Consider the following 22,707-nt stretch of genomic DNA (forward strand, 5'->3'; position numbering starts at 1 on the left):
CCGATGTCGGATGCCTCGCATAGGCTCGGGCCGTGACGGAGAACCTCGCGGCAGCGACCCATCGAGCCGACACCGCCCCGGGGCTCTTCGTGTGCTTCGAGGGCGGCGACGGTGCCGGCAAGACCACCCAGGTGCGCCTGCTCCAGGAGGTGCTGCAGCAGGGTGGCCGTGAGGTCGTGGTGACCCGGCAGCCGGGCGGCACACCGCTCGGTGAGCAGATCCGCGAGCTCGTGCTCCACGGCGAGCACGTGTCGCCGCGCGCCGAGGCGCTGCTCTTCGCGGCCGACAAGGCCCACCACGTCGACCAGCTCATCAAGCCGGCCCTGCACGAGGGCAAGGTCGTCATCACCGACCGCTACGTCGACAGCTCCATCACCTACCAGGGCGCCGGCCGGGCCCTCGGCCGCGACGAGATCATGGCCCTGCAGCACTGGGCCGTCGGCGGCCTGCTGCCGGACCTGACCATCGTGCTCGACGTGAGCCCCGAGGTCGGGCGGGAGCGGCGCGGCGACGCGCCCGACCGGCTCGAGTCCGAGGCGGACGCCTTCCACGGGGCCGTGCGCCGCGGCTACCTCGAGCTCGCCGCGAGCGACCCGGAGCGCTACCTCGTGCTCGACGCCGCCCAGTCCGTCGAGCGCCTCCACGCCGCCGTGCTCGACGGCGTCGACCGGGTGTTCGCCCTCCGCGCATGACCGTCTGGGACGACCTCGTCGGGCAGGAGCCCACGATCGAGACGCTGTCGCGGGCCGTGTCCGACGAGTCCGCGATGACGCACGCGTGGCTCTTCACCGGGCCGCCCGGGTCGGGCCGGTCCACGGCGGCCCGGGCGTTCGCGGCGGCGCTGCAGTGCCCCCGGGGCGGCTGCGGGCAGTGTCGGGAGTGCCGCACGGCGCTCGACGGCAGCCACGCCGACGTCAAGGTCGTGGCCACCGAGGGCCTGTCCATCAAGGTCGCCGAGGCTCGTGCCCTGGTCCAGGAGGCGGCCCTGCGTCCGTCGGTGGGCCGCTGGCGCATCATCATCATCGAGGACGCCGACCGCCTGACCGCCTACACCGACGCCCCGGCCGACGCGCTGCTCAAGGCCCTCGAGGAGCCGACCCCGCGCACCGTCTGGATGCTGTGCGCGCCGAGCCTCGAGGACGTCATCGTCACCATCCGCTCGCGCTCACGGCACGTCCGCCTGCGCACGCCGCCGGTCGAGGCCGTCGCCGACCTGCTCCAGCGCCGTGACGGCGTCGACCCCGCCATGGCGCTGTATGCCGCCCGCGCCGCCCAGTCGCACATCGGCCTCGCGCGCCGGCTGGCCCGCGACGAGCAGGCGCGCATCCGTCGTCGCGACGTCATCGCCATGGCGACGAAGATCCTCGGTGTGGGCGATGCCATCGGCGCCGCCGCCGACCTCGCGCAGATTGCCGACGAGGAGTCGTCGGCCTCCATCGCTGAGCGCGACGCGGCGGAGCGGTCCCGGCTCATGGAGACCCTCGGGGCCGACCCCACGGCGCGCACCCAACCGCCGCACATCCGCTCGCAGGTCGCGGCGCTCGAGCGCGAGCAGAAGATGCGGGCCACCCGCTACGCCCGGGACGTCGTCGACCGGGCCTTGGTCGACCTCACGTCGATCTACCGCGACGCCCTCGTGCTGCGTCTCGGGTCCGACGTCGACCTCGTCAACCCCGACGCCGTCGACAAGGTGCGGGCCCTCGCCGGCGTCTTCGTCCCGGAGCAGCTCCTCGCCGCGATGGACGCGATCAACGAGGCCCGCGACCGCATCAACGCCAACGTGCCGCCCCTGCTGGCGCTCGAGGCGATGGCGCTGCAGCTGCGCGTGCCGCGTGACCTCGGCCTCTGACACGGGCGTGGCGCTCCGGGCCGTGGCCCGACCGGCGAGCGGGGGCGGACGGCATACGTCCTCGATGCGGTCACGACCGTGGGACGCGGCAGGCCGCTCGCAGGTCGACCCGTTACGGTTTCCGGCATGACGAGACGTCCGGCTGCCACCCCCCGCGCCCGCTCCGCCGCAGTGTCGGTGCTCGTGGCGCTCGTGGCGCTGGTGCCGGCCCTCTCCGGGTGCACGAGCACCACCGAGCCGCCCGTCGGCACGACGCCCAGCTCGGGGCTGCCGGCGGCCACGGCCGCACCCGACTCGGCGCTCGCGCCGTACTACACGCAGAAGCTCGACTGGAAGAAGTGCGGCAACCTCGAGTGCGCCGACCTGCGCGTGCCGCTCGACCACGCCGCCCCCGATCCCGCCAAGGACCTCACGATCAAGGTGGCCAGGGTCAAGGCGCGCGACCAGTCCAAGCGGCTGGGGTCGCTCCTCGTCAACCCGGGCGGTCCGGGCGCCTCGGGCGTCGACTACGTCCGGAACGGGGCCGAGACGATCGGCGGTCCCGAGGTGCGTCGCTACTACGACCTCGTCGGCTTCGACCCGCGCGGCGTCGGCGGCTCGGACCCCATCGACTGCCTGAGCGACAAGGCCCTGGACGGCTTCCTGGGTGCCGACCCGACGCCCGACAACCGCGCCGAGGAGCAGGCCCTGCTGGTCCAGGCCAAGGCCATGGCGGCGGGCTGCCAGGCCGACAACCCCGACCTCGTCAAGCACCTCTCCACGGCGGACGCCGCCCGCGACATGGACATCCTGAGGGCCGCGGTCGGCGACCCGCAGCTGAACTACCTCGGCAAGTCCTACGGCACCTTCCTCGGTTCGACCTACGCCGGGCTGTTCCCCAAGCGGGTCGGGCGGATGGTGCTCGACGGCGTCGTGCCGCCCGACCTAACCAGCGCCGAGCTCAACGAGGGCCAGGCGCGCGGCTTCCAGATCGCGACCCAGGCCTACGTCGAGGACTGCGTCAAGCAGGGCAACTGCCCGCTCGGCAACACTCCCGAGGCCGCCCTCAAGGGGCTCGACGACTTCTTCACGCAGGTGGACCGGCAGCCCCTGCCGTCCGGTGACTCGAGCGCGCCCCTGCTCACCGAGGGCTGGGCACGCCTCGGCGTCGCCGTCGCGCTCTACGACCAGGGGGCGTGGAGCATCCTCACCGACGCCCTGCGCGAGGCCAAGGCCGGAAACGGCCAGAGCCTCATGCAGCTCGCAGACGCCTACGCCGAGCGGCGCCCCGGCGGTGGATACACCGGCAACCTGATGGAGTCCATCAACGCCGTCAACTGCCTCGACCGCCCGGACAGCCCCGACCTGTCGGCCTACGAGAAGCACGCGAAGGACTTCTCGGCCGAGGCCCCGACGTGGGGCGCCAACCTCGCCTGGGGCGCCCTGCCCTGCGGCGTCTGGCCCGTGAAGGCGACCAACCCGCCGCACCGGATCAGCGCTCCGGGCAGCAACCCCATCGTCGTCGTCGGCACCACCCGCGACCCCGCGACGATCTACGAGTGGTCCAAGCGGCTGCGCGACGAGCTCGACAACGCCGTGCTGCTCTCCTTCGACGGCGACGGCCACACCGCCTACGGCCGCAGCAACACGTGTGTCGACAGCGCCATCGACGCCTACTACGTGCAGGGGCGCGTGCCCAAGGACGGCTTGCGATGCTGAACGACCCGCCGCGCCCCGACGACCTGCCGGACGGCCCGACGGGGTATGCGGCCCTCCCGCCCGACTACCCGCCGCCCCCGCCTGGTGCCGCGACAGGCGCCGGTCAACGGCCGCCGCCCGGGGACGGCACGGCCCGCTCGCCGCTGCGGCTGGTGCTGGCCGCCGTGGCCGTCCTCGCCGTCGTCACCGCGGTCGTCCTCACCGCCTGGCGGGTCGGCAACCCGCCCCCGGCCGCCAGGCCGAGCCTGCCCGCCACCTCCCCAGGCACCACCACGGCGGCACCCTCGCCCGGCAGCACGGCCAACCAGGACCACCCCGCAGCCCTCAACGCCTTCTACACCCAGCGCCTGACGTGGTCACCGTGCGCGGACAACCCGCAGCACCGCTGCACGACGATGCAGGTCCCGGTCGACTACTCCAAGCCCGGCGGCGACCGCTTCACGCTCGCGCTGCGCAAGGCCCCGGCGACCGACCCCGCCAAGCGGCTGGGCTCGCTCGTCATCAACCCGGGCGGCCCGGGCGCCTCCGGGGTGGAGTACGCCCAGTACGCGTCGTTCGTCTTCTCTCCGGCGGTGCGGGCGGCATACGACATCGTGGGCTTCGACCCCCGCGGCATCGGCGCCTCGAGTCCCGTGCGCTGCCTGGGCAACTCCGACATGGACCTGCTGTTCAGCGCCGACCCGACCCCCGACTCGCCGGCCGAGCGATCCACCCTGCTCGCCGACGTCGACGGGGTGACGAAGCGGTGTGCCGCCCGCGGGGGCGTCCGCGCGATGCACATGAGCACCGCGGAGGTGGCGCGCGACATGGACGTCATGCGGGTGCTCCTCGGTGACGAGAAGCTCAACTTCTTCGGGGGGTCCTACGGCACCTTCCTCGGCGCGATGTATGCCGACGCGTTCCCGAAGAAGGTGGGCCGGATGGTGCTCGACTCGGCGATGTCGCCGAACCAGACCGACAACCAGGAGATGACCTACGACATCCAGGGCTTCGAGTCCTCGATCGACGCGTTCATCGGCTGGTGCGTGGCTCGCCCCGACTGCGCCCTCGGCCGCGACAGGGCGGCGGCACGGCAGAAGATCGTCGACCTGCTCGACGCGGTCGAGAAGAAGGGGCTGACCACGAGCCAGCCGGGCCTGGCCCGCATCGGCGAGGGCTGGGTCGGTTTCTCGATCTTCATGTGCCTCTACTCCGACACGTCCTGGCCGACGCTCAACAAGGGTCTCGCCCAGGCGTTCACCGGCAAGGGCGACATCCTGCTGTCCAAGGGGATGTCGGTCGTCGCGCGCAGCAGCAACGGCACCTATGCGCCGAGCACCTACCTGCAGGCGATGCTGCCCGTCCGGTGCGCCGACTGGCCGCGCTCGAAGGTGGACGCCTCCGTCCTCGCCGAGCAGCGCAAGGCCAAGGCCGCCCACCCGCTGTGGGCCCGGATGACCGGCGAGCTCTACGACAACTGCCGGAGCTGGCCCACGCCGGGACGTGCCGAGAAGGGCACGACGCTCGCGGTGGGTGCCGACCCGATCCTCGTCATCGGCAACGAACGGGACCCGGCGACGCCCATCGGTGGCACGAAGCAGCTCGCCAGGGACCTCGACTCGGGCACTCTCCTCATTTCCGACCATGACGGGCACGGCACCTACTACGCTGGCAACCCGTGCGTGGACTCCGCCGTGGACGGATACCTGCTCAGGGGAAAGGTGCCCGGCAACGGCACGACCTGCTGAGCCTGCTGGTCGCGCCCCTCGTCTCCGTCGCGGTCCTCGCGACCCTCCTGCTGCTGGCTGCGGCACCCGCGCGGGTACCGGCCGGCGCTCGTCCTGAGACCGCGAGCACCCGTCCCGCAGCCGCCGGGGCTGCACTGGCTCCGGCAGCAGGGGCGGCTCCCATGGCCGCCGGCGCGGGCCGGCCGGCCACGACGCCGGTCACCTTCACCGGGCCGGTCGACCCGGAGCCCGCCGACCTGGCCGCCTACTACGGCAAGGCCGTCGCGTGGGTGACGTGCGACGACGACGCGAGGTTCGACTGCGGGACCGTCGAGGTGCCGGTCGACTACCGGCGACCGGGCGGCGAGAGGACCTCGATCGCCCTGCGCCGGCTCGTGGCCTCGGGGCCGGGCAAGCGCATCGGCTCCCTCTTCATCAACCCCGGCGGCCCCGGTGGCTCCGGCATCGAGTTCGCCGACGCCGCGCCCGACTTCTTCGACGACGCCGTCCGCGAGCGCTACGACGTCGTCGGGTTCGACCCGCGTGGCATGGGTCGGTCCGACCCGGTCGACTGCCTCACCGACGCCGACCTCGACGCCATGTATGCCGCGGACCCGACCCCCGACACCCCTGCCGAGCGGGTTGCCGCCCGCCGCGCGCCCGCGGAGCGCAACCGGCGGTGCCTGGCCCGTGGCGGTCCTCTGGCCGCCCGGATGGGCACCGAGTTCGTGGCCCGGGACCTCGACATCCTGCGCTCGGCGGTCGGCGACGAACGCCTCAACTACTACGGCGTCAGCTACGGCACGATGATCGGCGCGGTCTACGCCGACTTCTTCACCAGCCGGGTCGGGCGCATGGTCCTCGACTCCGCCGTGCTGCCCGACGCGCTCGACGAGGCTGTCCCCAGCCGGCAGGAGGTCGATGCGGCGGCGCGCGGCTGGGCCGATGACTTCGACGACGTCGTGGACGACTTCGCGACCGACTGCGGGTCGAGCGTCGAGTGCCCGATCGGGAAGGACACCGCGGCGGTGTCCCGCACGCTCGTCGCGTTCCTCGACCGCCTGGACAGGCACCCGCTCCCGACGGGCTACGCCAGCCTGCCCAGCCTGAGCGAGGGCTGGGCCACCACCGCCATCGGCTGGGGGCTGACCCGTCGGGACACCTGGCCCGACCTCGTGGACGCGCTCGACACGGCCGTCAACGACGACGACGGGGCGGACCTCGCCGCGTTCGCCATGGAGATGGTCCAGCGCAACGAGGACGGCACCTACGCCGAGGACGCGACGGCGCGGGGCCACCTGCTCGTGACCTGCTCCGACTGGCCGCGGTCGCCGTGGGACTCGGTCGTGCCGAGCCGTGACGTCCTGGACAACCACCCGTTGTGGGCACGGATCAACGGCCCGTCGACGCCCGAGTGCGACGGATGGACCGGCGTCCGACGCCAGACGTTGCTCGTGGGGGCCGACGTCCCGACGCCGGTGCTCGTGATCGGCAACGACGGAGACCGGACGACCCCCATCGAGGACACGCGCGCCCTCGCCGGCGAGATCGTCAGGTCACGGTTCGTCACCGTGTCGGCCGACGGGCACGGCGCCTACGGCAACGACAACGACTGCGCCGACGCGGTGGTCGACGACTACCTGGCCCACGCACGGGCGCCAGAGGACGACTTCGTCTGCGGGTCCTGACCGACGTCCCGGAGCCCGGGACGCCTCGCCGCTCAGTCCGTCGAGACGCGCACGACGATCTTGCCGGCGGCGTGACCCTGGGCGCTGAGCCGGAAGGCGTCGGCGAGCTGCTCGAGGGGGAAGGTCTGCGCCACCGGGACCGAGAGGCTGCCTTCCTCGACGAGGCGCGTGAGCTCGGTGAGTCCGGGACCGTCGGGTCGCACCCACACGTAGTGCCCGCCGGCCCGCGTTACCGACCCGTCGGCGACCGAGCCGTGGCGACCGCCCTCGGCGAGCACAGCCGTCGTCACGTCGAGCACGCCGCCCACGAAGTCGGCGACCACGTCCACGCCCTCGGGCGCCAGGGCGAGGATCCGCTCGACCAGCCCGTCGCCGTATGCCACGGGCTCGGCGCCCAGCGCACGCAGCCGCTCGTGGTTGCGCTCGGACGCGGTGCCGATGACGCGCGCACCCAGCGAGCGGGCGATCTGCACGGCGAGCGAGCCGACGCCGCCGGCGGCGGCGTGGACGAGCACCGTGTCGCCCCTGCCGACCTCGAGCCTCCTCAGCAGGCGCAGCGCCGTCAGGCCCGCGAGCGGCAGGCCTGCCGCCTCGTCCCACGACATCGACGCCGGCTTGCGGGCCAGGGCACGCACCGGGACGGTGACGAGCTCGGCGAAGGTCCCGCCGTGGACGTAGTCCTTGCGGGCGTAGGCGAGCACCTCGTCACCCGCGGAGAACTCCGGGGTGTCGAGGCCCACCTGCTCGACGACCCCCGACACGTCCCAGCCCGGGATCACGGGGAAGAAGGCGTCCATCAATGCGTCGAGCCCGCCCCCCATGAGGATCCAGTCGACGGGGTTGACCGCGGCCGAGCGCACGCGGACGAGCACCTCGGCGGGGCCGACCTTGGGCCGTGGTCGCTCCGTCAGGGCGAGCACCTCCGGTCCGCCGTAGGTTTCGTACGTCATGGCGCGCATGGTCTCGGTGGTCATTGTGGTCGCGTCGGTGCTCTCGGGCACGGGTCGCTCCTTGGTTCGTGGGGAGGCCGGTGGTGGCGTCCTCCTCTGGTCAAGGCACGCGGAGGTGACGGGCATTCCCGGTGGTCGCGGGGCGGCCCGCAACGACGTACTGTCGCCCGGCTCGGGCCCCGCGACCGGATTTTCCTCCTGTGGGGCTCGTGCGTATACTCAACCTCCGTGCTCGGTTGCGGCTTGCCGCATCCCCACACGACCAGCCGCTTTAGCTCAGTCGGCCAGAGCGATTCACTCGTAATGAATAGGTCGTCGGTTCGATTCCGACAAGCGGCTCCACGCAACGCCACAGGTCATGCCCCCTTCTCGCCAGAGACGGGGGCCTTTCCTTTGTCGCCGTGGATGCCCCCGTGGTGCCCCCGACCTTCTGGGCTGCCTCCCACGCTTGGGGTCGATCAGGTGGCCGTAGAGGTCCATCGTCAGGCCGCAGAGGCGTGCCCCGGGATGCGTTGGACGACCTTCGGGTCGGCGCCTGCACCGAGCCAGATCGATGCCGCCGTATGCCGCAGACCGTGAGCCCGCAGGGTCGGCCTGCCGATGACCGCCGGCAAGGCCACGGTGCGCGAGCGAAGGCCCTTCAGCGTGTCGACGTACAGGCCGTCCTTGGAGCTGCTGGCGAGAACGGTTCTCTGCAACCGCAGCCCCTCGCCCGGCACTCTCATGCGGTCTTCGACCTGGAGGCCGGCCAGCTCACCCCGAAGTCCGCACAGGCCGAGGACACGCACCACGTCGGAGTACGGGCCGTTGCATGCGGTGGGCGTCAGATGCCTCTGACGCGGAGGTCGGCAGCTATGTCGCTCGCGGTCTTGCCTGGCGTGAATCCCTTCACGATGAGCCAGATGCCGAGGGTGAGCTCGAACGCGGCGACGGGCAGTGCGGCGAGGCCGGCGATCGGAGAGAGGTTCGTGTAGGCGCCGAAGAAGATCGCGATGTCGGAGACGAGGAGCAGCGGGGCGCCGATGAAGGCGATGATCGGCAGGATGCGAGGGACGAGTGCAGACCGGTACAGCACGTAGCCAAGGAGCAGGTCGCAGAAGACGGGCATGAGACTCTGGGAGAGCAGGAACGTCCAGGTGTAGGCCGCGAGCAGGCTGTGGCCGATCGTGACGAGCGACGCGGGGTTCGCGCCCGCGGTTCCGGCGACGTCGTTGCGCAGGGTGAGGATCGTCAGCATGCTGATGACGCCGGCGATGATGAGACTGGTCTCCACGACCCGGGCGGTGACGAAGCCAAGGGCGGCGGTCTGGCTGACCCTTCTGGTAACCGGGTAGAGCACCACGGCGGTGCTGACGCCGGCGAGGCCGACGATGACCTCCGAGAGGGCGCCCCACAGCACGCCAGTGTCGCTGCCCGCGCCCAAGATGAACGTGCCGACGTTGTCCTTCACCGGTTTGTACAGTGCGAGCGAGGGGATCGACACGAACGTGATGAGGTACAGCACCCCAGCGGTCAGGGAGATCCTTCTCATCGGGTCCATCCGTCGGCGCGGCGTGGCGGGCCCCGGGGCGATTGGGGTGTCAGGGCTGTGCGTCGCTGAGGTCATGGCGTGCTCCTTGGGTTGGTAGCCGGTCTTGCCTGGCGGGGTGCGATCGTCGGGTACGGGCGGTCACGAGACGGCTGGCGCTGGCGTCAGCGGGGTCTGTCGGGCGCGGAGGCGGTGGAGGGTTCGGTGCCGCGCACCGCCGCTTCCTCGGAGGTCAACTGCGTCGGTTTCACTGGCATCTGACCGGCTCGCGCGACCGTGAAGTCGACGCCGGGAACCCTGCGCTTGGGAGCCCTGAACCCGACGCCCCCGACCCGCATCAGGTACGGCTGCCCCGTCACCAGGTGCAGCGTGCCCCGGTCGACCCCGGCCGCCACCACCTGCACCAGCACCTGGTCCTCGCCGACCTGCGGGCGGGGGACGTCGGCGAAGGAGAGCACGCCTGCCCCGCCGTACCGGTCCTGCACGATGGCCTTCATCGCTCTACTCCTCCCTGGATTGACTCGTGTCTCAGGGTCGGCCTTGACCATCGGCGGTGACAGGGCCCTTCGTCCTTCGGTGGGCCGTGTTCGGTCCCTTGGCGGGAGGTGCCCGCTGCCGGTGGCTTACGGTTCGCACATCAGAGCGGATGAAGTGGGCAGGTGCGCTTCACCCGATGCACCACCCTCGCCCCCTGTGAGCCACGGGCCCACGCCCCGCATCAGCATCCGCAACTGGCGCTCGTCGGACGACGTCCGACCACGCCGCGTCGAGGGGGCTACGCCCGCCCATCCATGCCGCGAGCAGGACGAGTGGCGCGGGGCTCAGCTCAGTTGCCTCCCGTGGACTCTGCTCGATGTTCAGAACCGCTGGCGGCTCCTACCGGCTCGGTGTTGAGGGGCCCGTCACGCTCGGGCGAGGTGCTCGGCAAGTGTCGTGAGCACCTTGTCGCGTTCGGCGTTGGTCCACTCGCGCTGACCATTCAGGACGACCCAGGCCAGCCGGTCGCGTCGCAGGAAGGCGACAGCGGTGGCCTGTCCCTGGCGGTACTCGGCCGGGGCGGAGCCGACAATCGCCGATACCCCGTGCAGGTTCTGGAGCATGCCACCCGCGCAGTGCCGGAACGCCTCGCGGACAAACTGGCCCAGACGCTGCGGATCATGCGGCGCGAGGTCGACCTCCACGTAGGTCAGGACTTGCGAGATGGGGTTGCTCGTACGTACCGGCTCACGGTCGTTCGCGACTATCTCGAGGGTGCGCACTCGGGCGGCGCCGGAGGGAATGGCCAGTCCCAGCCAGTCGCCGCGAACCCACGGGGCCCGCTGGTGACAGTCGAGGTCACCCACCGCGGGCATCGCCTTCACGCACCGGGGATCGCCGACATCCCGGCCAGGCCCGAAGAACGTCTCGACCACGCTGCCGGGGCGCATGGTGGGGCCGAGCAGGTCTGCGGCGCGAAGGTCGGACCCGCTGGCCTGGCCTTCACCGTGATCCGACACGCATTGCACCGCTTCCGCGAGGGTGGTCATCGACGGTCCCGTTTGCGTCGCGGCCCTGCTGGGCGGGCGCGGGTAGGCGGAGTCACCAGAAGCGCAGCCGGAGAGCGGAACTGCACCCATCGCCACGATGGCCGTCGCCGCCATTCGGTCGCCCCACCGTCGCCAGAGTCGCCGCTGATGAACCTGAACGCCCCCTGTGCCCATGCCCCGGAGTGTGCCAAGAAGGCGCGACCTTACTACTCGAAACGAGGGACCGCGCCCCCCGGAAAGGGCGAAGGAGCCCACCTGCGCGCGCAGGACGGGCTCCTTCGAGGCTGGTGCGGATGGGGGGGTGCGTGCCAGCCGTGGGGGTGTTACAGGCGTGACACTAATGAACGTGTAGCCGGCTTGTAAGCGTTTTCACGCAAATATCCGGTGTTTCTTCTTATCGACCGGTTCGGGATCGGACGCAATCACCCTAAAAGGTGCGTTCAGGGCGCCGTGGCGGGCTCCGGTAGGGGCCGGGCTTCAGCTCGCTGGAGCACCCGTCGGCAACCCCATGACACGAGGACCGCGGCCGCGCCGGCGCCGACCGTGACGGCATACGCGGGGGTGTGCCCGCCCCAGTCGGCCAGTCTGCCTGCGAGGGCCGCACCGACCGCGTAGCCGAGGCCCGTCGCGGCGGCGAGAACCGTCATGGCGGCACCCGTGCGCGAGGCAGGGGTGACCCGCTCGGCCAGCGTGAACGTGGTGATCATGTACGGGGCGATGCTGCAGCCGAGGACGAGCAGCGCCGGGACCAGGGCTCCGAGCGACCCGACGAGCAGCAGCGGCGACCCGAGCACGAGCAGGGCCACGGCGAACCACCGCAGCCGGGCCGAGAGGGACCACCGCGAGGGCAGGCCTGCCACGGCGAGCCCCGCGATGACGCTGCCGACCCCGAGGAGTGCATGGAAATAGCCTGTCAGCCCCGGCGAGCCGGCCACGGTGGCCAGCACCGACGTGCCGGTCTGCACGGAGCCGAAGACCGAGCCGACGAGCAGCTGGGCGACGCAGAGCACGACGAGCGCCGGGCCGAGCAACCGGCCGGTGGCGCCGCTGCCCCGGGACGTGGCGGCGTGGGTGACGGCCGCCGTCTCGTGGAGGGCGAACCACGTGCCGAAGACGGCGAGAGCGGCGGCCGCGAGGCCCAGGGCGGCCGCCGGGCTGGCGACCGAGACACCGAGGCCGACGAGGGCCGGGCCGAGGACGAAGGACGCCTCGTCGGCGGCGCCCTCGTAGGAGAAGGCGGCATCGACGAGGTGGTGCTGGCGTGGCCCGGTGCCGGCGGTGATCGGGCGCCAGCGCACCCGCGCGAGCGGGCCGATCTGGGGCAGGAGCAGGCCGGCCACGGCGCTCGCCACGGCCGCCACTCCCCAGGAGAGGCCGGCGCCCACGACGAGCAGGACGGCGACGAGCCCGGCCGCGCCGGCCAGGGACTGGACGGCGACGACGCGGCGCTGCCCCAGCCGGTCCGCACGGGCGCCCCAGAAGGGGGCGCCGACCGCGTTGGCGACGGCGAGCGCGCCGGCACAGAAGCCGCCGGCGCCGTAGCTCCCGGTGGCGTGGGAGACGAGCAGGAGGGTGCCCAGCTGGCTCATGGCGAGCGGCAGCCGGGCGAGGAACGCCACGACGATGTACGTGCGGCCGGTGAGGCCGAAGAGGTGGCGGTACGAGTCGGTGGGGGACACGAGGGCGGCTCCGGTTCTGGTCGCGGGTGCGCGACAGCGGGTGCGCGCCTACCCGCCCAACAGGCCACGCCAGATCCCTGTGCAGCCCCCAGTCTACGGGACCGCCGTGCTCGCCCGGCCCGGGCCGACCGCGGATGGCAGCCGTCCCGGGAGGACCCGGGAAAAGCGCCTCCCGCTCAGTCGGGCTCGTGATGGGCCGCCCGCAGGCTCGGTGAGGTGCGGTAGATCACCTCGACGAGGACGGCGCCCACGGCACCCGCCGCGAGCGACTGCCACACCAGCGGCAGCGGCGCGTCGAGGTTGAAGAAGCGCGCGGCCGGTGGCACGAGGAAGGCGGCGACCGCCAGACCGGCCATGGCCCCGACGAGCGCCGCCTTCCAGGGCCGGAAGGGCCGGGCGAGGACGACCAGGATCCAGAAGAAGACCGTGAGCAGGGTGATCGTGGCACCGCTGCCGGGGCGCCAGCACGCGACGTCGGCGGCGACGGCGGCGGCGGTCGCGGCGGTCGCGCCCGTGTCGACGGGGCAACGGCTCGCGAACTCGTCGGCCGTGACGCCCTCGCTGCTGCCGGCCAGCAGGTAGGAGGCGATGACCACCACGCCTGCGACGGCGCCCGACGGCACCGCGAAGCGCAGGATCCGGTGCAGAAAGCCGGGCAGGTAGCGGCGCCGGTTGGGCCCGAGGGCGAGGAAGAACGCCGGGATCCCGATGGTCACCGCCGACACGAGGGTCAGGTGCCGGGGGAGGAACGGGAACGGCACCACGATGACCGCGGCCGCGAGGATCGCGACCAGGCTCATCGCGTTCTTGGCGACGAAGAGGTTGGCGACGCGCTCCACGTTGCCGATGACGCGGCGGCCCTCGGCCAGCACGTCGGGCAGGTGCGAGAAGCGTCCGTCGAGCAGGACCAGGTCGGCCACCGCCTTGGTGGCCTGGGCCCCGTTGCCCATCGCCACGCCGATGTCGGCGTCCTTGAGGGCGAGCGCGTCGTTGACGCCGTCACCGGTCATGGCCACGACGTGGCCGTCCGCCTGCAGGGCGTGGACGAAGGCACGCTTCTGCTCCGGGGTGACCCGGCCGAAGACCCTGTGCGTGGCGAGTGCGGAGCGCAGCGCCTCCGGGTCGTCGGGAAGGGTGCGCGCGTCGACCGGCTCACCGGCGTCGAGGCCCACCGCCCTGGCGACCGCGGCCACGGTCACCGGGTTGTCGCCGGAGACCACCTTGATGGCGACGTCCTGCTCCCTGAGATAGGCCAGGGTCTGCGAGGCGTCGGGCCTCACCTGCTCCGTGAGGGTGACGAGCGCGGCGGGCACCAGGGCGCCCGGCAGCTGCGGGTGCAGGGCCGTTGCCGACGGCAGCTGCTCCTCGCTCCGGGCGAGGAGCACGACGCGCCGACCGGCGTCGGCGAGCTCGGCGACCTCGGCGCGGACGGCCTCGAGGAGCTGCGGTGCCGGGCGCTGCGGGCGCTGCGGGCTCGCGGCGAGCAGCACCTCGGGGGCGCCGAGCACCCACGTGGGGCGGCCCTCGAAGCTTGCCGCGCTCCACTTGCGTGCCGAGCTGAACGGGACCGTCCCGGTCCGCGTCCATCCGGGGGAGCCGAGCGCCGCGGCGACGGCGGTGAGCGTGCCGTTGGCGTTGGGGTCGTCGGCGAGAGCGCCGAGGGCGGAGCGGATCTCGTCCGCGTCGTGGTCGCCGAGCGGGCGTGCGTCGTCGAAGGTGATGTCACCGGCGGTGAGGGTCCCCGTCTTGTCGAGGCACACGACGTCGACCCGGGCCAGGCCCTCGACGGCGGGCAGCTGCTGGACGAGCACCTGCCGGCGCGTGAGCTGGACGGCCGACAGCAGGAAGGCGACCGACGTCAGGAGCACCAGCCCCTCGGGAACGAGGCCGACGACGCCCGCAGCCGAGCGGATGACGACCTGCTGCCAGCCCTGGTCGCCGACGGTGCGCCACTGCGACCAGATCGCGATGGGCAGGGCCGCGACGATGACCCACGTGATGTAGGTCAGCAGGGTGTTGGTCGACGCCTGGATCTCCGAGCGCGTTCGCGTGAACTTCCGTGCGTCGGCAGCGATCCGGTTGACGTAGGCATCCGCGCCGACGTCCCTCGCGTGGTAGCGGCCCGAGCCCGCCACGACGCTCGTGCCCGACCTGATCTCGTCACCCTCGTCATGTGCGACCGGGTCCGACTCGCCGGTGAGGTTCGCCTCGTTCAGCTCGAGGCCGGCGCTCGCGGTCAGCGTGCCGTCTGCGGGGACCTCGTCGCCCGTGCGCAGCTCGATGAGGTCGTCCTGCACCACCTCGCTCGTGGCCACGACCTGCACCGCACCGTCCCGCACGACACGGGTCGTCGGCGCGTTGAGTAGGGCGAGCCGGTCCAGCTTGCGCTTGGCGAGGTACTCCTGGGCGATGCCGATCGCCGAGTTGACGACGAGCACGATCCCGAAGAGGCCGTCGGCGAAGGACCCCGTCACCATCACGAGGACGAAGAGCGCCCCCAGGATCGCGTTGAACCGGGTGAGCACGTTGGCCCGGACGATCTCGCCGACCGAGCGGGAGGTCCGCTCGGTGAGCCGGTTGACGGCCCCCCGCGAGACGCGCTCGGCGACCTCGGCGGCCGTCAGCCCGTCCGTCCGGGTGAGCGTCGACTCCCCGTGTGTCGTCACGCCCCCATTGTCGTATGCCGTGTGCCCGGTCCCGCCGCCAACGGGCACGACCGCCGGGGTCGGGTGGGCGGCCCGTGACCGGGGACGAATGTTACTGATCGGTCTTCGGACCGCGTCCGGGGCCTCTGTCGGATCGTGGGACGATAAGGGACGTGACTGAGTCGATCCAACGTGCCCGCGCCACCACCGCCTCCTACTCGATCACGATGCGCATCCACGCCGGCACCGACCCGGCCGTCATCGGAGCCCTCGCGGTCAAGGTCGCCGAGAGCGGCGGCATCACGACCGCGCTCGACATCGTCGACTCGCACCCGGACCGGCTCGTCATCGACCTCACCTGCTCCGCGAGCAACGCCGAGCACTCCACCGAGATCGTCGACGCCGTCGAGACGCTCGAGGGGGTGCGTGTCCACAAGGTCTCCGACCGCGTCTTCCTGCTCCACCTCGGCGGGAAGATCTCGGTCGAGTCCAAGGTCAACCTGCGCAACCGCCAGGACCTCGCGATGGCCTACACGCCCGGCGTCGGCCGCGTCAGCCAAGCGCTGGCCGAGCACCCCGAGGACGTGCCCAAGCTGACGATCAAGGGCAACTCGGTCGCGGTCGTCACGGACGGCTCGGCCGTCCTCGGCCTCGGCAACATCGGCCCGATGGCGGCGCTGCCGGTCATGGAGGGCAAGGCGGCCCTCTTCAAGCGCTTCGCCGACATCGACGCCTGGCCCATCTGCATCGACACGACCGACGTCGACGAGATCGTGCGCACCGTCGAGCTCATCGCCCCCGGCTTCGGCGGCATCAACCTCGAGGACATCGCGGCACCACGCTGCTTCGAGGTCGAGGCCAAGCTGCGCGAGCGCCTGTCCATCCCGGTCTTCCACGACGACCAGCACGGCACCGCCATCGTCGTGCTCGCGGCGCTGAAGAACGCGCTGCGCATCATCGACAAGAAGCTGCCCGACGCGCGGATCGTCGTCTCCGGCGGCGGTGCTGCCGGCTCCGCGATCGTCCAGCTGCTGCTGGCCGCCGGCGCGATCGACGTGACGGTCTCGGACCGGCCGGGACTACTCAACCGCGACGACGACTCCCTCACCCCCGCCTGGCGCGAGCTCGCCGGGAAGACCAACCCGCGCGGCATCACCGGCACGCTCCGCGACGGCCTGCAGGGCGCCGATGTCTTCATCGGCGTCAGCGCCCCGCGGATCCTGGCGCCCGAGTGGATCGAGGAGATGGCCGAGCGGCGCATCGTCTTCGCCCTGGCCAACCCCGACCCCGAGGTCGACATCTACGAGGCGACGCAGCGCGCCACGGTCGTCGCCTCGGGCCGCAGCGACTATCCGAACCAGATCAACAACGTCCTCGCCTTCCCCGGTGTCTTCCGCGGCCTGCTCGATGCCCGCGCCACCGACGTCACCACCGAGATGCTCATCAAGGCTGCCGACGCCATCGCCTCGGTCGTCACCGACGAGCAGCTCAACCCGAACTACATCATCCCGAGCGTCTTCCAGCCCGACATGAGCAAGACGGTCGCCAAGGCCATCGTCGACTGCGTGCCCAAGGCCCCTGCGAAGAACATCCCGATGACCGGCGCCAACTGAGGAGCCGACCGATCGGATGAGCAGTACCACCTCGGCGGGCCAGCGGTTCCCGCTCGACGGCCGCCGAGCCTGGGCGGTCTGGGCGGCGGCCATCGCCGTCTACGTCCTGGCGGTCTTCCACCGCACCTCGCTGGGGGTCGCCGGCCTCGAGGCCGCCCACCGTTTCGGGATCAGCAGCTCGCAGCTGTCGACCTTCACGATCCTGCAGGTCCTCGTCTACGCGGCGATGCAGCTGCCGGTCGGGGCCCTGCTCGACCGCTACGGGTCCAAGAAGCTGCTCGGCGTGGGGCTCACCTTCCTGACCGTCGCCCAGTTCGGTTTCGCCTTCGTCCACTCCTTCCCGGCTGCGCTGCTGTGCCGGGTGCTGCTCGGGATCGGCGACGCCATGGTCTTCATCTCGGTGCTGCGACTCGTGGCGCTGTGGTTCTCTCCGCGGCGCACGCCGATGGTGACGCAGCTGACCGGAGTCCTGGGCCAGCTCGGCGCGCTCGCCGCCGCCGGGCCGCTCGCCGCCGCGCTCGCCCACTTCGGGTGGACCCCGTCGTATGCCGTCGCGGCGTCGGTGGGCGTCCTCAGCGGCATCGCTCTCGTGCTCGTCGTCAAGGACAGCCCCTACACCGACCACCACCGCGACGAGCTGCGGCTGCGCGCCATAGCCCGCACGCTGCGAGCCGCCTGGCTCGTTCCCGGGACCCGGCTCGGGCTGTGGTCGCACTTCACGTCACAGTTCGCCGCCAACATGTTCACCATGCTCTGGGGCTTCCCGTTCCTCGTCGCCGGGCAGGGGCTGTCGTCCGGCACGGCCAGCCTCCTGCTGATGCTGATGGTCGTCACCACCGTCATCACGAGCCCGGTCATCGGCACCCTGACGATGCGCTACCCCTTCTCCCGCAGCACGCTCGTCCTCTGGATCGTCGGGGCCGCGATCGTGGCCTGGACGGTCGTGCTGCTGTGGCCCGGTCGGGCCCCCCTGTGGCTGCTCGTCGTGCTTGTCGTCCTCATCGCGGTCGGCGGACCGGGCTCGATGATCGGCTTTGACCTCGCCCGCACCTTCAACCCTCCGACCCGCATCGGCAGCGCGTCGGGCATCGTCAACACCGGCGGTTTCATCGCGACGCTTGCGGCGGTCGCGCTCGTCGGCGTCGTGCTCGACCGGGTGGCGCCCGGCGGCCCGTCCACGTGGGGCGTCGACTCCTTCCGCGTCGCGATGACGGTGCAGTACCCCGTGTGGGCGCTCGGCATCGTGCAGATCCTGCGCTACCGGCACAAGGCCCGGCGCGCGGCCCTCGAGGCCGACCCCGAGGCGTATGCCGCCCTGCAGGCCGGCCAGTCCGTCACCTTCCACTGACACCTCCCCCCCACCCGTCGAGAGGCCAAAGTTCATGGGTCCCGACCCGTCGAAGGGCCAACTTCTGTCCGGGCGGGTCTAGCCTCCTGCCGAGGAGGAGCCGTGGCGACCTGGACTGACGTGGACGAGCTGGCCGGGCGCCTGCCCGGCGCGGAACCCGGAGTCGCGCACGACGGGGCGCCCATCTGGCGCGCCGGACGGCATACGTTCGCTCGCCTGCGACGCGACGACGACGGCGGCGAGCTCGTCCAGGTCTGGACCGGCGAGATGGACACCGAGCAGGCGCTCGCCGGTCGGCGCGAGACCTTCGTGCGGATCGACACCTTCCGCTTCCGGGTGACGATGTGGGCACGCCTGCACCTGCTCGACCGGCCGGAGCTCGCCGAGCTGATCCTCGACTCCTACGACATCCGCGGCGGCCCGCGCCGGCGCGGGGCCGTCGGGCTCCCGGACCTGCTCGCCTGACCCATGCGCCCGGTCGGGGACTTCCTCTTCGGCTCCTGGGCCGCCCGGCGCGCGACGAATCACCGCTGAGACCAGCCTCGTCGAGTCCGGGGCCACCAGCCAGGCGTCCTCGCCAGCGAGCCGCCGCTGAACGACAGGTCGTCCGGACACGCGAACGCCGCGCCCCTTGCGAGGGGCGCGGCGTCTCTGGTGTGCCGGGTGTGCGCGTCGGTCAGGCGTCGCCGACCGTGAGCGCCTCGGCCTCGGTGCGGGAGATGACGGGCTCGGCGCCGTGGCCGGGCTCTGCATCGAGCGCGCCGATGATCCGGCGGGCCGTCAGCAGCACGAGCACGGCGAGCACGACGGCTCCGGAGCCCACCCAGAACGGCAGGTGGATCGACCGCTCGCCGAGGTTGCCGGCGAGCCACGGGGCGACGGCGCCGCCGCCGAAGCGGACGAAGGAGTATGCCGCTGACGCGACCGCCCGCTCGACCGGGGCCACCTTCATGACCGTCTCGGTGATCAGGGTGTTGTTGACGCCGAGGAAGGCGCCGGCGACGACCACGCCGACGATCAGCACGGTCTTGTTCTCGGTCCAGATCGCCATCGCGGCGAGGATGACGGCGAAGCCGAGCAGGGCGCCGGCGATGCCCGCCACGGTGCCGAACCGGCGCTGGATCATCGGCGCCACGAAGACTGAGGTGATCGCGAGCATGACGCCCCAGCCGAAGAAGATGAGCCCGATCTGGTGGACACCCATGGCGAGCGGGAAGGGCGTGAACGCGAGCAGGGTGAAGAAGCCGAAGTTGTAGAGCAGCGCGGTGACGCCGACGGTGAGCAGGCCGCGGTGGCCGAGAGCCCGCAGCGGCGCACTGATCGGCGTCGGCCGGGCAGCCGGGGGCGTCTTCGGCAGCGTCGTGACGGTCGCGATGAAGGCGACGGCCATCAGGACGGCGACGCCGTAGAACGGCCAGCGCCACGAGATGCCTCCGAGCCAGCCGCCGAGCAACGGGCCGGTGGCGATGCCGACCCCGAGCGCGGCCTCGTAGAGGATGATCGCCTGCTTCACCGAGCCTGATGCGGCGTTGACGATGGTGGCGAGGGCGGTCGCGATGAAGAGCGCGTTGCCGAGACCCCACAGCGCCCGGAAGGCGACGATGCCGCCCACGGTGTCCTGGCGGCCGGCGAGCGCTGCGCCGACGATGATGAGCGCCAGGCCGACGAGCAGGGTCCGCTTGGCGCCGATTCGGCTGCTGACCCAGCCGGTGCCGAGCATGGCCACGCCCATGACGGCGAGGTAGCTGGTGAAGAGCAGCGAGACCTGCGAGGGCCCGGCGCCGAGCTCGTCGGCGATCGGCTTGAGGATGGGGTCGACGAGGCCGATGCCCATGAAGGAGATCACGCAGGCGAAGGCGATCGACCAGACGGTCTTGGGTTGGCGCCACATGGGAGTGGTCATCCGTCCTTTCGGGTGGTGTGCGGGACAGGGGCGTCCGCCGCGGCGGCGAGCAGCTCGTTCATGACCTCGATCGCGACCCGGACGCGGTCGAGCGCCGGTTCGTCCAGCTGGTCGAGCGCGGGGGACAGGACTGCCAGGCGGGCGCGGCGCACGCTCTCGAGTGCGGCGCGGCCCGCGTCGCTGAGGGAGACCACCGTGGCGCGCGCGTCGTCCGGGTCGGACGCGCGGTGCACCCACCCCGACGCGGCGAGGCGCTGCAGCTGGGTGGTGATCGTCGGCTGGCTGCTGTGGTCGGCGGCCGCGAGGGCGCTGACCCGTGACGGCCCGAGCTCGTCGAGGAGGGCGAGCAGACGGGCCTGGGCGAACGGCACCTCGAACGACGCGTGCCGGCTGGCCCAGCGGGAGAGCCGGGCGGCCGAGCGCAACAGGTCGTTGCCGAGGGTGGAGGGAGCGGTCGCGGTCACTCGCCCCAAATTACATAGGTTCTCTATATGTATCAAGTCGGGAACACGTCGCACGTGCCCACTCGACCGGGAAGTGCCCCCTCGACGTGTCGTCACGTCGCGGGCGCACGCTCGTACGGTGTCCAGCGGCGCGTCAGGGGAGCTGACGCAGCACGCCTTCGGCGATGTCGGCGACGTGGTCGAGATCCGAGAGGTCGAGCACCTGCAGGTAGACCCGCTCGGTGCCCACCTCGGCGAACGTGCCGAGCTTCTCGACGACCTCGTCGGCCGAGCCGGCCAGGCTGTTGGCGCGCAGCTCGTCGACGTCGCGCCCGATCGCGGCCGCCCGCCGGCGCAGCGTCGCCTCGTCGTTGCCGACGCAGACGACCTGGGCCGCGGAGTAGGTCAGGGAGCCGGGGTCGCGGCCCGCCTCGCGGACCACCTCGCGGACCCGTTCGAACAGCCGGCCAGACGCGGCCGCGGACTCGAACGGGGCGTTGAACTCGGCGGCATACCTGACCGCGAGCGAGGGGGTACGCCGCTTCCCGCTCCCGCCGATGATGATCGGCACGCCACCGTCCTGGACGGGCTTGGGCAGCGCAGGGGAGTCGGCCAGGCGGTAGTACGTGCCCTCGTGCGAGAACGTCTCCCCGCGCGGGGTTCCCCACAGGCCGGTGACAACGGCGAGCTGCTCCTCGAGCCGGTCGAAGCGCTCGCCGACCGGCGGGAAAGGGATTCCGTATGCCCTGTGCTCGGCCTCGAACCATCCCGCGCCGAGTCCCAGCTCGACCCGTCCGTTGCTCATCTGGTCGACGCCGGCGACCTGGATCGCGAGCGGCCCGGGCAGGCGGAAGGTCGCGGAGGTGACAAGGGTGCCCAGGCGGACGGTCGACGTGTCGCGCGCGAGCCCGGCGAGGGTGATCCAGGCGTCGGTCGGTCCGACCCCGCCGTCGCCGCGCATGTGGAGGTAGTGGTCCGAGCGGAAGAAGCCGCTGAAGCCGAGGTCCTCGGTGGCTCGGGCTACGGCGAGCAGGTCGTCGTAGGTGGCGCCCTCTTGGGGCTCGGTGAAGATGCGCAGGTCAAGGCTCATGACCTGTGCAACGACCGGTCAGTCCCGGACAATCCCGTCCACGACGACCTGGAGCATCGGCGTCACGTCGAGCGGGGCGCGGCTGGTGTCGGCCACGCTCGCCACTCCGCTCACCAGGCGCATGACGTTCTCGGGGTCGACGCCCGGCCGCAGCTGGTCGTGTTCGGTGAGGTGGTCGATGACCCGGCGGTTGGCGTCGCTCATCACCCGGCACTTGCCGTAGATCGGTGATGCAGGGTCGTCCATGGCGGCGCAGATCTTGCTCGCGGTGCCGCGGCGCAGCGTGATGTGCTCGACGAAGTGCTCGAACCAGTCGAGCAGCAGCTCGCGCGCCGGCAGGTCGGTCGCGATGGCGGCGTCGGCGTCGGAGGCCACCCGGTCGGTCCAGTCCCTCATGAGCGCGTCGACGAGGGCCTCGCGGGTGGGGAAGTGGCGGTAGAGGGTGCCCGGCCCCACGCCTGCCCGCTTGGCGACCTCGTCGAGGGAGCCGTCCGTGCCGTGCTCGGAGAAGACGGCGCGGGCCGCCGCGAGGATCTTGTCGTAGTTGCGCTTGGCGTCGGCGCGCATCGGCCGGGGTGACTTCTGAGGCGTCTCGTCGGCAGGTCCGGTCGCCGAACTCTCCTGTGCGACAACGATTTCCGGCGACGGATGGAGCGTCGCCTCGCCGCGGGCGGCAGGCGTCACGAGAAATCTCCCTTGCTAAAACGGAGGCTGTCTCCGTATTCTGGTCCGCAGAACCGGAGTGGTTCTCCGCTAATCCTAGCGCCGACCGTCGTCACAGAGGAGTCCGGCAGCCATGACCACCACCATCCGCCCCACCCGACAGGCCCGCCGCGTCCACCTGTCGCACCTGGCCACCACCCACCGCGCGCCCCTCGTCGCCCGCCAGGTGGCGACCGCCGCCGAGGCCGCCGTCGGCGACCACGGCACGCCCGAAGACCGCGCGACGCGGGTCCGCGCCAGCGCGTTCACGCCCATGACGCGCGACCCCCTCACCGTCGGGGCGTCGCGCCCGCAGTTCCAGCGTCACGAAGCCTGAGG

The 22,707-nt window shown here is 72.0% G+C and carries 20 protein-coding genes and 1 tRNA gene; 10 read left to right on the forward strand and 11 right to left on the reverse strand.

The window, feature by feature from the left end; all coding sequences use genetic code 11:
- The first annotated feature begins 32 nt into the window (after positions 1-32).
- From tmk to LQK93_RS11910, 5 genes are all read left to right on the forward strand, one after another.
- Complete coding sequence (gene tmk / locus LQK93_RS11890) at positions 33-692, forward strand: dTMP kinase (protein WP_374967995.1); 660 nt, start codon at positions 33-35, stop codon at positions 690-692.
- Positions 689-1,849, forward strand: coding sequence for a DNA polymerase III subunit delta' (locus LQK93_RS11895; RefSeq protein WP_374967996.1), 1,161 nt, complete (start codon positions 689-691; stop codon positions 1,847-1,849). The genes tmk and LQK93_RS11895 overlap by 4 nt, the downstream gene beginning before the upstream one ends.
- 126 nt (positions 1,850-1,975) lie before the next feature.
- Complete coding sequence (locus tag LQK93_RS11900; RefSeq protein WP_374967997.1) at positions 1,976-3,547, forward strand: alpha/beta hydrolase; 1,572 nt, start codon at positions 1,976-1,978, stop codon at positions 3,545-3,547.
- On the forward strand, positions 3,541-5,274 hold the full coding sequence (locus LQK93_RS11905) for an alpha/beta hydrolase (protein WP_374967998.1): 1,734 nt from the start codon (positions 3,541-3,543) through the stop codon (positions 5,272-5,274). The genes LQK93_RS11900 and LQK93_RS11905 overlap by 7 nt, the downstream gene beginning before the upstream one ends.
- Positions 5,275-5,435: 161 nt before the next feature.
- Positions 5,436-6,941, forward strand: a complete 1,506-nt coding sequence (locus tag LQK93_RS11910; RefSeq protein WP_374967999.1) for an alpha/beta fold hydrolase — start codon at positions 5,436-5,438, stop codon at positions 6,939-6,941.
- A gap of 32 nt (positions 6,942-6,973) precedes the next feature.
- Here the strand turns inward: LQK93_RS11910 and LQK93_RS11915 are convergent, their stop codons facing one another.
- Positions 6,974-7,900 (reverse strand): NADP-dependent oxidoreductase, encoded by a 927-nt coding sequence (locus tag LQK93_RS11915; protein WP_374971494.1) that lies wholly within the window; start codon positions 7,898-7,900, stop codon positions 6,974-6,976.
- A gap of 256 nt (positions 7,901-8,156) precedes the next feature.
- Between LQK93_RS11915 and LQK93_RS11920 the strand changes: the two genes are divergently transcribed.
- Positions 8,157-8,233, forward strand: a tRNA-Thr gene (locus LQK93_RS11920).
- A gap of 140 nt (positions 8,234-8,373) precedes the next feature.
- Here the strand turns inward: LQK93_RS11920 and LQK93_RS11925 are convergent.
- From LQK93_RS11925 to LQK93_RS11950, 6 genes are all read right to left on the reverse strand, one after another.
- Positions 8,374-8,589 (reverse strand): tyrosine-type recombinase/integrase, encoded by a 216-nt coding sequence (locus LQK93_RS11925; protein ID WP_374968000.1) that lies wholly within the window; start codon positions 8,587-8,589, stop codon positions 8,374-8,376.
- A 125-nt stretch (positions 8,590-8,714) separates the two neighbouring features.
- The gene (locus LQK93_RS11930; RefSeq protein ID WP_374968001.1) at positions 8,715-9,422 is read right to left on the reverse strand and encodes a DUF4386 domain-containing protein; all 708 of its coding nucleotides are present in this window, start codon (positions 9,420-9,422) and stop codon (positions 8,715-8,717) included.
- A 161-nt stretch (positions 9,423-9,583) separates the two neighbouring features.
- The gene (locus LQK93_RS11935; protein WP_374968002.1) at positions 9,584-9,916 is read right to left on the reverse strand and encodes a hypothetical protein; all 333 of its coding nucleotides are present in this window, start codon (positions 9,914-9,916) and stop codon (positions 9,584-9,586) included.
- A 405-nt stretch (positions 9,917-10,321) separates the two neighbouring features.
- Positions 10,322-10,945, reverse strand: a complete 624-nt coding sequence (locus LQK93_RS11940) for a hypothetical protein (RefSeq protein ID WP_374968003.1) — start codon at positions 10,943-10,945, stop codon at positions 10,322-10,324.
- A 440-nt stretch (positions 10,946-11,385) separates the two neighbouring features.
- Entirely contained in the window at positions 11,386-12,624 is a 1,239-nt protein-coding gene (locus tag LQK93_RS11945) for an MFS transporter (RefSeq protein WP_374968004.1), read from the reverse strand.
- A gap of 176 nt (positions 12,625-12,800) precedes the next feature.
- Positions 12,801-15,290 carry an HAD-IC family P-type ATPase gene (locus tag LQK93_RS11950; RefSeq protein ID WP_374968005.1) on the reverse strand — a complete coding sequence of 830 codons (2,490 nt, stop codon included), beginning with the start codon at positions 15,288-15,290 and terminating at the stop codon, positions 12,801-12,803.
- Positions 15,291-15,433: 143 nt separating this feature from the next.
- Here LQK93_RS11950 and LQK93_RS11955 point away from each other — a divergent pair, with 143 nt between their 5' ends.
- The 3 genes from LQK93_RS11955 to LQK93_RS11965 all read left to right on the forward strand — a co-directional run bounded on the left by LQK93_RS11955 (position 15,434) and on the right by LQK93_RS11965 (position 18,695).
- On the forward strand, positions 15,434-16,882 hold the full coding sequence (locus LQK93_RS11955; protein WP_374971495.1) for an NAD-dependent malic enzyme: 1,449 nt from the start codon (positions 15,434-15,436) through the stop codon (positions 16,880-16,882).
- Positions 16,883-16,898: 16 nt separating this feature from the next.
- Entirely contained in the window at positions 16,899-18,230 is a 1,332-nt protein-coding gene (locus tag LQK93_RS11960) for a nitrate/nitrite transporter (RefSeq protein ID WP_374968006.1), read from the forward strand.
- Positions 18,231-18,332: 102 nt separating this feature from the next.
- The gene (locus tag LQK93_RS11965; RefSeq protein WP_374968007.1) at positions 18,333-18,695 is read left to right on the forward strand and encodes a hypothetical protein; all 363 of its coding nucleotides are present in this window, start codon (positions 18,333-18,335) and stop codon (positions 18,693-18,695) included.
- 211 nt (positions 18,696-18,906) lie between these two features.
- On the opposite strand, the gene LQK93_RS11970 is transcribed toward LQK93_RS11965, so the two are convergent.
- From LQK93_RS11970 to LQK93_RS11985, 4 genes are all read right to left on the reverse strand, one after another.
- Entirely contained in the window at positions 18,907-20,133 is a 1,227-nt protein-coding gene (locus LQK93_RS11970; RefSeq protein WP_374968008.1) for an MFS transporter, read from the reverse strand.
- Entirely contained in the window at positions 20,130-20,597 is a 468-nt protein-coding gene (locus LQK93_RS11975) for a MarR family winged helix-turn-helix transcriptional regulator (protein ID WP_374968009.1), read from the reverse strand. Before LQK93_RS11975 ends, LQK93_RS11970 begins: the two co-directional genes overlap by 4 nt.
- 133 nt (positions 20,598-20,730) lie before the next feature.
- Positions 20,731-21,666, reverse strand: coding sequence for an LLM class F420-dependent oxidoreductase (locus LQK93_RS11980; RefSeq protein ID WP_374968010.1), 936 nt, complete (start codon positions 21,664-21,666; stop codon positions 20,731-20,733).
- Positions 21,667-21,684: 18 nt separating this feature from the next.
- Positions 21,685-22,233 carry a TetR/AcrR family transcriptional regulator gene (locus LQK93_RS11985; RefSeq protein ID WP_374968011.1) on the reverse strand — a complete coding sequence of 183 codons (549 nt, stop codon included), beginning with the start codon at positions 22,231-22,233 and terminating at the stop codon, positions 21,685-21,687.
- A 229-nt stretch (positions 22,234-22,462) separates the two neighbouring features.
- Here LQK93_RS11985 and LQK93_RS11990 point away from each other — a divergent pair, with 229 nt between their 5' ends.
- The gene (locus tag LQK93_RS11990; RefSeq protein ID WP_374968012.1) at positions 22,463-22,705 is read left to right on the forward strand and encodes a hypothetical protein; all 243 of its coding nucleotides are present in this window, start codon (positions 22,463-22,465) and stop codon (positions 22,703-22,705) included.
- Positions 22,706-22,707: the final 2 nt, after the last annotated feature.

It is taken from the genome of Terrabacter sp. BE26 (assembly GCF_041941675.1).
Classification (GTDB): Bacteria; Actinomycetota; Actinomycetes; order Actinomycetales; family Dermatophilaceae; genus Terrabacter.

What these genes read in the sequence shown, in the direction of transcription:
- LQK93_RS11940 (WP_374968003.1), bottom strand. Translation starts at nt 10,945, where the DNA reads ATGACCACCCTCGCGGAAGCGGTGCAATGCGTGTCGGATCACGGTGAA.
- LQK93_RS11900 (WP_374967997.1), top strand. Translation starts at nt 1,976, where the DNA reads ATGACGAGACGTCCGGCTGCCACCCCCCGCGCCCGCTCCGCCGCAGTG.
- LQK93_RS11895 (WP_374967996.1), top strand. Translation starts at nt 689, where the DNA reads ATGACCGTCTGGGACGACCTCGTCGGGCAGGAGCCCACGATCGAGACG.
- LQK93_RS11910 (WP_374967999.1), top strand. Translation starts at nt 5,436, where the DNA reads ATGGCCGCCGGCGCGGGCCGGCCGGCCACGACGCCGGTCACCTTCACC.
- LQK93_RS11980 (WP_374968010.1), bottom strand. Translation starts at nt 21,666, where the DNA reads ATGAGCCTTGACCTGCGCATCTTCACCGAGCCCCAAGAGGGCGCCACC.
- LQK93_RS11990 (WP_374968012.1), top strand. Translation starts at nt 22,463, where the DNA reads ATGACCACCACCATCCGCCCCACCCGACAGGCCCGCCGCGTCCACCTG.
- LQK93_RS11985 (WP_374968011.1), bottom strand. Translation starts at nt 22,233, where the DNA reads ATGCGCGCCGACGCCAAGCGCAACTACGACAAGATCCTCGCGGCGGCC.
- LQK93_RS11960 (WP_374968006.1), top strand. Translation starts at nt 16,899, where the DNA reads ATGAGCAGTACCACCTCGGCGGGCCAGCGGTTCCCGCTCGACGGCCGC.
- LQK93_RS11930 (WP_374968001.1), bottom strand. Translation starts at nt 9,422, where the DNA reads ATGAGAAGGATCTCCCTGACCGCTGGGGTGCTGTACCTCATCACGTTC.
- LQK93_RS11935 (WP_374968002.1), bottom strand. Translation starts at nt 9,916, where the DNA reads ATGAAGGCCATCGTGCAGGACCGGTACGGCGGGGCAGGCGTGCTCTCC.
- LQK93_RS11915 (WP_374971494.1), bottom strand. Translation starts at nt 7,900, where the DNA reads ATGCGCGCCATGACGTACGAAACCTACGGCGGACCGGAGGTGCTCGCC.
- LQK93_RS11905 (WP_374967998.1), top strand. Translation starts at nt 3,541, where the DNA reads ATGCTGAACGACCCGCCGCGCCCCGACGACCTGCCGGACGGCCCGACG.
- LQK93_RS11970 (WP_374968008.1), bottom strand. Translation starts at nt 20,133, where the DNA reads ATGACCACTCCCATGTGGCGCCAACCCAAGACCGTCTGGTCGATCGCC.